Raw genomic sequence first — 12,976 nt, 5'->3', positions numbered from 1 at the left:
TTTTATATGACTACTTCAGAACAAATACGAGTATTGTGCGTAAGAACAGGAATTAGTTTGTCTGAACTTGCAAGAAGAATAGATCAGACACCTCAGAATTTTAATGCAAAATTAAAAAGAAATACAGTTACCCAAGAAGAATTAAATCAAATTGCAAAAGTGCTTGGAGCTACATATGAACAATATTTCGTTCTTTCTAATGGAGAAATAATTAAATAAAGAAAAGGAAAATATGAAATGTCAAAACTTAACATGGAAAAATCTAGGGTATTAGTTCCACCAATCAAATGTCAGGGGATAAAAACAAAAATTGTTCCATTTATCAAAGAGAAGGTTAAAATTAACGAAAATGGCACATGGATAGAGCCGTTTGTTGGAACAGGCGTTGTTGCATTTAACATTGCACCCAAAAGAGCAAAACTAATAGATAAGAACAGATATGTCATTGCATTTTATCAAGGAATACAAAATGGAACTATTACGAGTAATATAGTCAGAGATTTTTTAGAGTTCCATGGAAGAGAACTCGAAAAATATGGTGCAGAATATTATAAAAAAATGCGTGAAGAATTTAATACCAATGGAGAGCCGCTCTATTTTCTGTTTTTAAATAGGTCAGATTTTAATGGAATGATTAGATTTAACAGGCAAGGAAATTTTAATGTCCCTTTTTGTCAGAAACCTAATAGATTTACAAAAGCTTACATAACCAAAATTTGCAATCAGGTTTCAAATGTTGCAGACATCATGAAGGGAAAAGACTGGATCTTTGAATGCTGTTCTTGGCAAAAAGCTTTTGAAAATGCAAGTGAAATCGATTATATTTATCTTGACCCTCCATATATAGGTAGAGACACTTCGTATGTTGGGGAGTGGCCAGAAGAAGAAGCAATTTTGCTTGCAGAATATGCCCATAAGACTCCTGCAAATGTTTGTTTATCTATGTGGAAAGAAAATGAGTTCAGGAAAAATAATCATTTATTTGAATTTTGGTCTGACTTTACTTGGCATGAGCAAAATCATTTTTATCATATAGGCGCTAAAGAAAGCAATAGACATCCAATGATCGAAGTATTGGCGATAAAAAGGTAAAAATAAAGAAAAGTGATATACTTTTCTTTATTATCACTTATTTTGATGAATAAACTTATATCGTGAAATACTTTCCATAACGCTTTCTGCATCAAATTTGTGTAGTAGCTCTATTGAATCTATGTTGTTAGGAAGCCAGTTTAAAAATTCATCTAGTGAGGTATAGGCTTTTTGGAAAGTGCGATATTTAGGATAATATTTCCAATATATATCGAAAACATCCTGTCCCAATTCACTAAATGGGCCTTTTCCGTATTTTAAGTCAGAAAAGTTTTTTGTGGGAAACGAGCCAATATTTTCTGTATTTCCAGATCCTGGTTTATCACCGGAAATTTTATATTTTTCTTCGATAAAATACTTAACATCGTTATATGGGAATACTATTTTTTGACGGTCTTCGTATTTATAAACACGGCTTTCTTGAGCTAGCCCATTCCGTTTATAAACAAAACCAATCACATAATGCTTTATATAATCCGTATATTTGTATTCTATATTTTTTGTGTTGTTGCGCATATATGAGCCATATGATCCAAGAGTGAACTTGATGGTTGATTGTTCAGTGTTTATGTATGTGGTTTTTATATCTATGGCAACTTTTTCTGTTGGTTTTTCTGGTTTAAATAAAACGAAATCTGGATATACAGTTTGAGATTTTGGGGTTTTAATGGTGTATTTAAGTTCTTTCGCTATCTCTTCAAGTATTGGTTGGGCATACATTTCAAATATTCTGCCTATAATTTTGGAATCAGTTCCCAATGTATGAATACAATTGCTTGAATCTAGTATCCCAAATGCTTCCAAATTGACATTTGCCATTTTTTGATAGAATTTATCAATAATTAAATCTGCCATTCATTTTTCCTCCAAGAACAATTTATATGTTTCAACTCCTAGAGCATCTGCAATGCGCTGAATATTTTCTAAAGAAATACTACGACGATAACATTCAATTGCGCTAATATAAGTACGGTGCATACTACATTTATCAGCAAAGGCTTCCTGAGATAGCCCCAAAGAAGTGCGATATTTTTTTAGATTGTCGCCAAAAACTTTTACAATATCCACAGTTGCAATCCTCCTCAATTTGTATTATAATGAAAATGAATACTATAAGTCTACATACAATAAGTATCGGATGATGCTAAAATATTTGGAAGGAACACATTAAAAAATATTCTTGATAATAACCCAACCATTATAAAAACTAATTTGTTAAAAAGAGGAACCGAAAATTATGTCAAATATCTTCTTCTGGTTAAATGATAATAGTGGCTTCTTAACTTTTTTAACTGTGCTTGCATCGCTTATAACTTGTATATTAAGTCTGTGCTCGGCACGAGCTGCATGGGCTCAGGTTAAAGAAATGCGAAGACAATTTCAGGAAGAAAATCGTCCCAATATTGAGGTAGAGTTTCTTTATGAAAGGCGAGCATTTTATGGACTTCGTTTTATAAATCATGGAAAGTACACAGCAAAAAATGTAAGAATTCTTTTAGAAGACGCATTTATTAATGCACTTCCTGAATCTGCGTTTTCAAGCCTTTTACGAAAATCAAGCCAAAAAACTTGTATTATTGGTGTAGGACAGCATTACGATTTATTCATTGGAACGCAAAAGTATCGAGAATGTCCTAATAAACCGTCAGCAAAAGGTAAAATCATATATCAAGCTAACGGGCAGACATACGAGAGTGAATTTGATATTGATATGGAGAACTATGCCACAATTTTTTCGGTACAAAGTAAACAAGAAGATTTATTAAAGAAGTTAAAAGAGCAAAACAATGAGCTTAAAAAATACAACATGCAATCTTGTCTTTAAAACATGTGGAAGGCGAGAACAGCAGTAGTGATTGATGGAGAGTTACTTAATGAATTAAGAACAGGAACTATGCAATATTGCCTTATATATAGATCTACGCTAAGGGAGGCAAGTGTTATCAACCCCGATAACAAACTGATAACATTAGCTCATATAGGCAGGATAATATGGATACATCAAATAATCAAAGTCACCACGAATATGACAGAGAATAATCTCTAAACAAAATTGATTAGACTTTGTCGAGTGGGAATGATTTTACACCCCTGAAAAATCCCGTAGTTATGCGGTTTTAGGCGTTTTGGAACCCTTAAGTGGCAACAAAACGGCAAAATTATTTGAATGATCATAAGAATAAGCAAAAAGCTATCAGATTTCAAAAATCTGATAGCTTTTTTTTCTTTGCCTAATTACATATTTTTGAGTCTATCTTTGAACGCTCCAGCCATTTCATCACTGGGTTCCTGAAACTATCCTTTTGCTGTTCTATGCTTTTTGTTTCTTTTAGAATGGCTATCCTTTCGTCGAGCAAACGCTCTGCCCGGTCATGAGTACAGGCTCAAAAATTACTTCCCGGTTCCGCAGATTCGGCTTTTCGATGCGGGATAAAATACATCCTGCTGCTTTTTCCCCGATTTGGTATGGGCTAAGTGCGGCATGCCCCAAATCCACAAAAAAAAGATCGCTGTTTTCGATGTTCCCATAGGACATTACCGAAATATCTTTGGGGACAGAAACTTGGTGGCTTCTCAAATATTTTAAGACACCGATCGTCAGGGTGTTATTGGTGACGAGCAATGCAGTTGGCCGATCCTCCATTGTCATAAGATGCGCACAGCCGGTATAGCCATTTTCTACGCTGAAAGAAGCGCAGTCAAATAAATAAGGGTAATCAGTTCCTGCTGAGATACCAGCCGCTCGCATGGCATTGACAAATCCTTGCAAGCGTTCCCGGCCGGTGCTGACCTGTGTCTCGCAGTTGATCAGCCCAATTTTGCGGTGTCCTTTGCGAAGCAGGTATTGCGTCATTTCTTTCATGCCTTCTTGATTATTCGAACCGATGTAATCTCCGCGGAAACCTGGTTCCTCGATATTTCGTTCAATTAGTACCACTGGCAGCCGGCTGCTGAACTCCACGATTTGGTCGTTATTAAAATTTGTGGTATTTAAAATCAAGCCATCCACCTGGGAGCTTAGCATGTGGTGCAGATAGTCCAGTTCCTGCTGGGGATTTTCATCCGTGCTGCACACGATCATGCTGAACCCGTTTTCCCGCAGGATCGTTTCGATCGCTTTCGCCATACTGGTGAAATGGCTGTTTGAAATATCAGAGATCAAAAGTCCAATGGTCTTGGAAGAATTAGTTTTTAAATTGCGCGCAAAGGTGTTGGGCACATAATGGCATTCTTGGACCGCTTTCATGATCCTGGAAAGCGTTTGATGTTTCACGCAGGAGGGCGCGTTCAATGCCCGGGATACCGTAGAGGTGGATACGCCTGCCAAACGGGCGACGTCGCGAATCGTTGCAGCCATGGAATTCCCTTCTTTCTATCTCGTATGATTGTTATTGTAAAAATAAATTTACAAAATGTCAACCTAATAAGAGCAAAAAATAATAACGTTTTCACAAATTATGATAAATTTAAGCGTTTTGCATAAATTTATTAAAAAATAACCGTGTTTATTACATATTTACATTTTAAAAAGCGCGGATATATAATAAGGACACAATAATAACGTTTTTATAAAAATATTACTTGAAAATGAGAAAAGACAAACACTGAAATAATAAAAGGAGTGAGTTCTATGGCAAAGAAAACGATCCACCTTTGGGAAACCAACGAGATTGTTCTGAATGCAGCAAACAGCTATGAGAACCCCTACACCGAAGTAATGGTGTGGGCAGATCTGAAAGGACCGGGATTTGACAAAAGAGTATTCGGCTTCTGGGATGGCGATAATACCTTCCGCATCCGTGTTACAGCAACAGCACCGGGCTTGTGGACTTATGTGACGGGTTCTAACGTAGACGACAATGGTTTGAACGGAAAAACGGGCGGATTTACCGGGATCGAATGGACGGAAGCAGAAAAGAAAGAAAATCCTACCCGCCGCGGGATCGTCCGGGCTACGGCAAACGGCCATGCAATGGAATACGCTGACGGGACGCCGTTTATTATGGTAGGCGATACATGGTGGGCTTTGGCTACATACCGCTATCCATGGGTGGAGGATGAAACAGAACGTCCGATTGGCCCCGGTATGAGTATCAAAGACATGGCACGCCAGCGGTTAAAACAGGGATACAACACGGTTGGGATGATTGCGGCTTTTCCGACCTGGGCAGACGATGGCAAAGACCCGTGGATCATGCTGGATGACGGACATGAAACTTGTATCCGGAACGCATGGACCGCGGACGGTTCTGCTTCTATTACCACCCGCGGCACAGTCGCACACTGCAAGGACATGCATAACGAAGGCGGGCGGCCGTTCTTCTTCCCGGGAAAGGTAGCGGGATATGAAGATGTGGTGCCGGATTATGACCGGATCAACCCGGAATACTTTAAAGTTTTAGACAAGAAGATGGATTGGCTGAATGCACACGGATTAAGCGTCTTTATTGAAGTGATGCGCCGTGACTGCTCCAAGACATGGAAATATTACTATGATTGGCCAATGGTATACACCCGTTATATCCAGTATATCTTTGCGCGTTATCAGACAAACAACTGCTTCTTCAGCCCGATCCATTTTGACATCCGGATGAATACCATCGACAGCCGTGAATTTAATGAAGCGATCAACCTGTTTGTAGACATTTATGGCCAGCCGCCGTTTGGAACCCTGATGGGGACGAATGCTTCTCCAAGTACTTTAATCAATTACGGCGGTCCGGATGAACAGCACTGGCTGACCTTCCACCAGCTTGGGAACTGGCGGGAACACGAATTTTACTGGTACCTTACCGATGCATACCACGCAGACCCAGCCTGCCCGGCGATCAATGGGGAACCGTACTATTCCGGGCATCCGGAAACTGGGCTGAAGCTGGATGACGACGGGAATTTTGTCAGCATCCGAAACAATATGACTATTGATGATCCGGAAGACCACATGAACTGTCGTACCGGTTATTACGGAAGCGCATTGTCCGGCGCATTCGGCGGGATTTTAGCAGGCTATGAAGGCGGCTGGGGCGGCAATATTGAAGAGAATAACATCTACAATGTATGGGACACCATGACCTTCCCGGCAAGCTATCAGGTGAAATACCTGCGTGATTTCCTGCTTTCTGAAGGGCTGCGCTATCAGGAGCTGATCCCGAATGCAGAGTTGATTACCCCGAATAAGACTGGAAATCCATATGGCTACCGTGGCTGGGCATTTGCAGCCGCCACTAAAAAACGCGATCTGGTTATGGGATATGTAGAGAAAGAATGCCCGCGTACCGCGATCCGCGCATTGCGTCCCTTTGAGTATTATAACCTTACTTGGTTTGATGTCAGAACCGGGGAATGGTCCGACCCTGTGGAGATTCAGGTGGATTACCTTGGGATGCTTCATCTGCCGGCTTACCCGACTGATGAAGACTGGGCATTCAAACTGAATAAGATCGACCGGGAATATGAAATCAGCATGGAGGAAAATGAAACCACCACCTATGAAGTTTACCGCAAAACAAAAGAAGAGGTAGACTCCGGGGCAACTGAGATCGAAAGAACTTTCAAATAAGCATCCATCGTTTTTTCTTTGGCGCCGCAGCAAAGCTGCGGCGTGTTTTCTTTCTAAAGATATCTCGTTTTGACATTTTAGCCTTGATTCGGTAAGATAGAATGGAACATAAATCAGAAAGGAACTTTTATTGTTATGACCCGCGACCTGACAAACGGACCTATTACAAAAACAATGCTTCTTTTTGCCCTTCCTATGATCTTGGGAAATTTGCTTCAGCAGTTTTACAATGTTGCGGACACCTTGATCGTCGGGCAGTTTTTGGGGGCGGACGCTTTGGCGGCAGTTGGGTCGGCCTATACGCTCATGGTGTTTTTAACCTCAATTTTATTGGGACTTTGTATGGGGAGCGGCGCAGTGTTCTCCATTTACTATGGGGCGAAGGATCCTGATAGATTAAAATCAAGCCTGTTTGCTTCTTTTCTTTTGATCGCGGTGTTCGCTTTGCTGCTGACAGGATTGTCCTTTTGGGGACTTGATTGGATCATCGGCTTTTTACAGGTCCCGCAAGAGATCGTTTTGCCAATGCGGGAGTACTTGTGGGTGATCTTTTGGGGGATACCGGCAACATTTTTGTATAACTATTTTGCCTCTTTGCTGCGAGCGGTCGGAAATTCAGTGCTTCCGCTTATTTTCTTGGCAGTGTCTGCGGTACTCAATATCGTATTAGATCTTGTATTTGTATTGGTATTTCAGTTTGGGGTGGCGGGCGCCGCTGCGGCAACTGTGATTTCACAGTATGTTTCCGGGGTTGGGATTTTCATTTATACGCTGATCAGGATGCCGGAATTCCGCTTGGAGCGGCGGCACCTGCGCTTGACTCGGAAAACCGTGAAAGAGATCGTTCAGTTTTCTTCCTTGACCTGTTTGCAGCAGTCGGTGATGAATTTTGGGATACTCATGGTGCAGGGGCTGGTCAACAGCTTCGGCCCGGCAGTGATGGCGGCGTTTGCGGCGGCTGTAAAGATCGACTCATTTGCGTATATGCCGGTGCAGGATTTTGGGAACGCGTTTTCCACATTCATCGCGCAAAATTACGGGGCGGGGAAGAAAGACCGGATCCGCAGGGGGATGCGAAGCGCGGTCATTACAACGGTGCTGTTCTGTCTGCTCATTACGGCGGTAGTTGTGCTGTTCGCAAAACCGTTGATGCTGATTTTCGTCCAGCCGCAGGAAACAGAGATTTTGGCCATTGGCATCGAGTACCTGCGGATCGAGGGCAGTTTTTACTGTGGGATCGGCTGCCTGTTTTTGCTGTATGGGCTGTACCGCGCTATCAAACGGCCCGGAATGTCGGTGGTGCTTACGATCATTTCACTGGGAACACGGGTGGCGTTGGCATATTTGTTATCGGCGATCCCGCAGGTGGGGACAATCGGGATCTGGGCATCAGTTCCCATCGGTTGGTTTTTGGCTGACCTTGTTGGGCTTCTTTATTACCGTTCTCTGCAAAAGAAACGTGGGCTTCTCCTTGCAGAGAAATAAAAGAAAAGAGAAAAAGCGGCCGGTCTGAAAACCGGCCGCTTTTTTTGGAAAATACATGCCTTATCCGCAAAGATTAAAAAGTTTCGCATGGTTCTTTACAGCTTTTAACCTATAAAATATAAAAAACTGACATATCTTTATTTTCCCTCTTACAGACAAGAAGATGCCAAAATCTCGTCATTTTTTGTCTTTTGGCATATTTATTGTGGGATGTCAAAATAGATCAGAAAAGTATTGACAAATTACTTTCAGCGATGCTCTTTAGGCTCATTATATACCGGCGCCTTTCATTGCTGATGCTGCCGACTCGGTATACCGTTTGAAAATACCCTTGCGCGGAGCGGGCTGTTTTTGTTCCATATTCCGCCGGCGCTCTGCCAAAATCATACCGATCTCTTTTTCGGTCTTTTCTACGCCGGCCGTTCCCACCAAGGAAAGGGTGCGGTTTGGAATGTCATATTCAATAATATCCCCGTCCTGAAGGTAAGCAATGGGGCCGCCGCGGGCTGCTTCAGGGGAAATATGCCCAATGCAGGCTCCGCGCGTAGCGCCAGAGAACCTTCCGTCAGTCAAAAGGGAAACGGTCCCATTTAAACGCGGATCACATACGATGGCTTCCGTAGTCATCAGCATCTCTGGCATCCCAGAACCGCGCGGCCCCTCATAACGGATAACCAAAATATCATTTGGTTCGATAATGCCATTTACAACGGCATCATAACAGTCTTCTTCCCTGTCAAACACCCGTACTGGTCCTTTGTGCTTGCGCATATCTGGACTGACCGCCGAATATTTAATGACGGAACCCTCGGGTGCAATGTTTCCCTTTAAAATAGCGATCGATCCGATCTCTGAAACCTCGTCAAGCGGAGTAAATAAATCCTCGCGCGTCAGACCATAGTTGCGCAGATAGCCAAGATACCGATGAAAGTAGCCCTGCTGCTCCAGCTGTTCCAGGTTTTTACGCAATGTATTCCCTGTGACAGTAAGGACATCCAGATGCAGATAATCCCGTAGCATCCACTGCACCATTGGGATCCCTCCCGCAAACCAAAATGCTTCTGTCACTTGAGTCCCGCTTGGATAGACATTCGCAATATGCGGGATCTGATGGTTGATCTTATCAAAGAGTTCGATCGGAAGATCTATCCCTAGCTCTGCGGCGATAGACGGCAGATGCAGCGTGGCGTTTGTAGAGCCGCCGATCGCACTGTGCACCATGACTGCATTTTCAAAAGCCTCTTTCGTCATAATATCAGAAGCAGTAATTCCTTTGCGTGCGAGTTCCATAACAGCTATCCCCGCATTGCGCGCCCACTGGCCAATATCCCGCATCGTAGCAGGAATCAACGCGGCGCCTGGAAGCGTCATTCCAAGCGCCTCGGCCATACACTGCATCGTGGAGGCTGTCCCTAAAAACTGGCACGCCCCCACGGAAGGGCAGCCTGTCAATTTATAATCATCAATTTCACACTGTGTGATATGCTCCTTCTGTTTCTGCCGAAGTGAAATATCGCCGGCTTTGATTGAGGTAGACATATCCGGTCCTGGCCGCATGCTGCCGCCCGGAACAATCACGGTCGGTAAATTAAGCCTTCCTGCCGCTTTTAAGTGGGCCGGAACCGATTTATCGCACGAGGACAAAAGTACAAGCCCATCCCATGGGTTGACGCTTCCATGTAATTCCACCATGTCAGTCAAAACTTCGCGGGAGGCAAGGACATAGTTCATTCCGTTATGTCCTTGGGCACATCCATCACAGATATCTGTTGCATGAAAGCTTGCCGGTTTCCCGCCTGATTCATAAATCCCGATTTTCACCTGTTCGGAAAGCTGGTTCAAATGCACGCTGCCGGGATGGCTGTCACCATATACATCCTCTACCAATATCTGGAGCTTAGAAATATCCGAATAAGTCCAGCCGGTGCCAAGCTGAAGGGCGTCAAACTGCGCCCACAACAGCCGTTCTTTTGTACTTTTGGGATTCTGATTTTCCATAATTCGTCCTTTCTCCTAAACCGTTGGAAAAATACCAGCGGCGGTCAAAATATTTCTAACCTGTTGTTTTCGCGTGTTATCCAGCGGTTCAAACGGAGCAACTGGCATGTCGCAGACTCTTAGCACATAAGAAACAACAAACCTCTTGATGCTCATAATGACTCCTCCTATCGAATATTTATTCCCATTTTTCTTCCCTATCTTAAGAATATGATTTATTCCAATTATAGAACCCTCAAAGGCATCCGTCAATGGATTAGGCACTCTAATTTATTTTTTCGGTGGTAGGTTTGCAGCCTGATTATCCCCGTGGAGAAACCATACTCTGATTTTGGCGACAGAAAGGATTGCTGCCGATTCAATGATCCTTTCCGTTTCAAGGTTTCCTTGATTGAGCGCAGGCTGTGACTCGGAAGGAACAGATTGAAGATCATTTTGATTGTTCCGCGCCTTCCGGGAGGGTTCTCAACTGGACAGGATAGGTATTTATGAAATTTTAATGCGAGACGCATTATTTTAATGAAATATTGCTCGTAATTTTAAAAAGAATCGTTACAATGTAAGGTGTAGGAAATAAAGAATAATATAATCCTATTGGAGGAATCGTTTATATGAGAATTCAAGAATATGGCAAGACACAAGACCCGACAGTTTTATTGTTGGATAAAGGGTATAGTCCGATGGACCAAGAGGTTTCTGAACATTATCATATTATTCAAGTTTGTCCGGAGCAGGCATCCTCTGAAACTGAATGGAATGAGTTCAGCGGATCGCTATGTGATCGGTATCATGGGGATTTGTTTGCGATTGCGTCTGTTGCGGATGAATGGGGGTTCGCCCGGAAATTGTTGTTAAACGAAGCGATCCGTTGTGATCAAACGATAATTGAGAGCAAACAGGAAACCCCAAGGCATTTTATTGAAGAATCCTTGCTGGAGGCTGCAAAATGTCAGGCCATTAGTTATCAAGAGTAATCGGTCCGCAAATATATCATTGAAATATTGGAAGGATGGTTTCGGATATGAAACAAACCGTATTCACTGGTTCGGCGGTGGCTTTGGTCACTCCTATGAATGAGGATTTAAGTATCAATTATAATATGGTAGAATGGTTAATTCGATTTCATTTAAAACACCATACCGATGCAATCGTGGTTGCAGGAACGACCGGTGAAGGAGCCACCTTAACAGATGAAGAGCAGGAGGAGCTGATCCGTTTTACTGTAAAAAAAGTAAATGGAAATATTCCGGTTATTGCAGGAACCGGCAGTAATAATACTATGCATGCGGTTGCTTTATCTAAGATGGCACAAAAAGTGGGTGCGGATGCCCTGCTGCATGTTACGCCGTATTATAATAAAGCTTCTCAAAAAGGCTTGTTGATGCATTTTGGAGCATGTGCAGAATCTGTAGATCTTCCGATCATTCTCTATAATGTTCCGTCTAGAACAGGGGTAAATATTCAGCCGGAAACATATCAAAAGTTATCAAAGATCGAGAATATTGTGGCAGTAAAAGAAGCAAGCGGGAATTTTTCACAGATCGCAAAAATATTGTCTTTGTGTGGTGATGATCTGGACATTTATTCAGGAAATGACGATCAGATCACCTCAGCCTTAGCGCTGGGTGCGAAAGGGGTCGTTTCTGTATTGGCGAATATCGTACCGGAGGAAACTCATCTGTTATGCGATAGTTTTATGAAGGGTGACACTGCGCAGAGTGATACTCTGCAGATCAGATATTTGGAGTTGATCGAATCATTGTTTTCAGATATTAACCCGATCCCTGTTAAACAAGCGCTCAACGACATGGGGCTCCCTGTAGGGCCTTGCCGTTTGCCTTTGTGCAGTATGGACAGCGCATTAAAAGAACATTTACATCATGTATTGAATCAATATGGACTAATTTCTAAAGAACGCCGGCGTTCTGTTGGAACAGTAACAATACATCGTCCGATGGGTGTATTGATGAGCCGTAGAAATCCATAATGAGTTCACACATTATTTGGTTGTCAGTAGTCAAAAAGAATTTTGTAATATCAAAACGGGACAGAAAAATCTGTCCCGTTTTGATATTTTAGAAAGTTCTTCAAACCAGAAGCTAGCTTGTCGTCAGAATGACATCATCTGCCAGAAATATTTACACTTTCGACAACAGGAAAAAAGGGTGGTAAACACAAACAAGCGGAGTTCCCAGCCTGAAAAACCAGGTGAAAACTCCACTTGTTTTTGCAAATATTTCTTAAACGGGGATGACAGTAATGGGACACCGATCCTTTTTTGAGGCCCGAAAACCCGCATGAAATCTAAGAAAAGTGGTCCGGTCATAATAGATGACCGGACCACTTGGTGGTGGAGGATGGATTCGAACCATCGAAGCTAAGAAGCAACAGATTTACAGTCTGCCCCCTTTGGCCACTCGGGAACTCCACCATATTAAATTATTATATGCTTGAAAAGATTGGAGCTGGTGAACGGACTCGAACCCCTGACCTGCTGATTACAAATCAGCTGCTCTACCAACTGAGCTACACCAGCATTTAAGCACTTGGATATTATAGCATATCCAAAAAACTCTGTCAATATCTTTTTAAGAAATTGGTCGAGGCGACAGGACTCGAACCTGCGGCATCTTGGTCCCAAACCAAGCACTCTACCAAACTGAGCTACGCCTCGACAGTCTGCTGACGCCGTACATCAACGCATGAAACAGCTTTTATATTATATCTGAAAAGTCTTTATTTGTCAACACCTTTTATAAAAATATTTTTCTTTGTGAGTTTTGACATATTTCGACAAATACGGTAAAATAAAGGAAAGAATTTCCAAATGGAGTGAAGTCA

12 protein-coding genes and 3 tRNA genes are annotated in these 12,976 nt (G+C 42.4%); 7 read left to right on the top strand and 8 right to left on the bottom strand.

Annotated features, from left to right (window positions below; genetic code table 11):
* The first annotated feature begins 6 nt into the window (after positions 1-6).
* Both CIB36_RS08215 and CIB36_RS08210 read left to right on the top strand, forming a co-directional pair.
* Positions 7-219 carry a helix-turn-helix domain-containing protein gene (locus tag CIB36_RS08215; protein WP_093989098.1) on the top strand — a complete coding sequence of 71 codons (213 nt, stop codon included), beginning with the start codon at positions 7-9 and terminating at the stop codon, positions 217-219.
* An 18-nt stretch (positions 220-237) separates the two neighbouring features.
* On the top strand, positions 238-1,092 hold the full coding sequence (locus tag CIB36_RS08210; RefSeq protein WP_229408221.1) for a DNA adenine methylase: 855 nt from the start codon (positions 238-240) through the stop codon (positions 1,090-1,092).
* A gap of 33 nt (positions 1,093-1,125) precedes the next feature.
* Here the strand turns inward: CIB36_RS08210 and CIB36_RS08205 are convergent, their stop codons facing one another.
* A complete protein-coding gene (locus CIB36_RS08205; protein WP_093989097.1) occupies positions 1,126-1,947 on the bottom strand; it encodes a type II restriction endonuclease in 822 nt (273 codons plus the stop codon).
* Positions 1,948-2,160 (bottom strand): helix-turn-helix domain-containing protein, encoded by a 213-nt coding sequence (locus CIB36_RS08200; RefSeq protein WP_093989096.1) that lies wholly within the window; start codon positions 2,158-2,160, stop codon positions 1,948-1,950.
* Positions 2,161-2,329: 169 nt separating this feature from the next.
* Between CIB36_RS08200 and CIB36_RS08195 the strand changes: the two genes are divergently transcribed.
* Positions 2,330-2,917 (top strand): hypothetical protein, encoded by a 588-nt coding sequence (locus tag CIB36_RS08195; protein ID WP_093989095.1) that lies wholly within the window; start codon positions 2,330-2,332, stop codon positions 2,915-2,917.
* Between the two features lie 513 nt (positions 2,918-3,430).
* Here CIB36_RS08195 and CIB36_RS08190 read toward each other — a convergent pair.
* Positions 3,431-4,450, bottom strand: coding sequence for a LacI family DNA-binding transcriptional regulator (locus CIB36_RS08190; protein ID WP_093989094.1), 1,020 nt, complete (start codon positions 4,448-4,450; stop codon positions 3,431-3,433).
* A gap of 273 nt (positions 4,451-4,723) precedes the next feature.
* On the opposite strand from CIB36_RS08190, the gene CIB36_RS08185 reads away from it, so the two are divergent.
* Positions 4,724-6,652 (top strand): DUF5060 domain-containing protein, encoded by a 1,929-nt coding sequence (locus CIB36_RS08185; RefSeq protein WP_093989093.1) that lies wholly within the window; start codon positions 4,724-4,726, stop codon positions 6,650-6,652.
* Positions 6,653-6,787: 135 nt separating this feature from the next.
* A complete protein-coding gene (locus tag CIB36_RS08180) occupies positions 6,788-8,137 on the top strand; it encodes an MATE family efflux transporter (RefSeq protein ID WP_093989092.1) in 1,350 nt (449 codons plus the stop codon).
* A gap of 270 nt (positions 8,138-8,407) precedes the next feature.
* Here CIB36_RS08180 and ilvD read toward each other — a convergent pair whose 3' ends face one another.
* Together ilvD and CIB36_RS13295 are read right to left on the bottom strand one after the other, a co-directional pair.
* Positions 8,408-10,135, bottom strand: a complete 1,728-nt coding sequence (gene ilvD / locus CIB36_RS08175) for a dihydroxy-acid dehydratase (protein ID WP_093989091.1) — start codon at positions 10,133-10,135, stop codon at positions 8,408-8,410.
* Positions 10,136-10,150: 15 nt separating this feature from the next.
* Positions 10,151-10,291, bottom strand: a complete 141-nt coding sequence (locus CIB36_RS13295) for a hypothetical protein (RefSeq protein WP_158662635.1) — start codon at positions 10,289-10,291, stop codon at positions 10,151-10,153.
* Between the two features lie 455 nt (positions 10,292-10,746).
* Between CIB36_RS13295 and CIB36_RS08170 the strand changes: the two genes are divergently transcribed.
* Positions 10,747-11,109 (top strand): hypothetical protein, encoded by a 363-nt coding sequence (locus CIB36_RS08170; RefSeq protein WP_093989090.1) that lies wholly within the window; start codon positions 10,747-10,749, stop codon positions 11,107-11,109.
* 47 nt (positions 11,110-11,156) lie between these two features.
* Positions 11,157-12,122, top strand: coding sequence for a 4-hydroxy-tetrahydrodipicolinate synthase (gene dapA / locus CIB36_RS08165; protein ID WP_093989089.1), 966 nt, complete (start codon positions 11,157-11,159; stop codon positions 12,120-12,122).
* A 358-nt stretch (positions 12,123-12,480) separates the two neighbouring features.
* On the opposite strand, the gene CIB36_RS08155 is transcribed toward dapA, so the two are convergent.
* The 3 genes from CIB36_RS08155 to CIB36_RS08145 form a co-directional block, all read right to left on the bottom strand.
* A tRNA-Tyr gene (locus CIB36_RS08155) sits at positions 12,481-12,566 on the bottom strand.
* A gap of 29 nt (positions 12,567-12,595) precedes the next feature.
* Positions 12,596-12,671: transfer RNA gene (locus tag CIB36_RS08150), tRNA-Thr, on the bottom strand.
* Positions 12,672-12,732: 61 nt separating this feature from the next.
* A tRNA-Pro gene (locus CIB36_RS08145) sits at positions 12,733-12,809 on the bottom strand.
* Positions 12,810-12,976: the final 167 nt, after the last annotated feature.

Source organism: Massiliimalia timonensis, assembly GCF_900186585.1.
GTDB lineage: Bacteria > Bacillota > Clostridia > Oscillospirales > Ruminococcaceae > Massiliimalia > Massiliimalia timonensis.
Note: the sequence above shows the minus strand (reverse complement) of the source record. Positions and strands in the feature narration are given on the sequence as shown.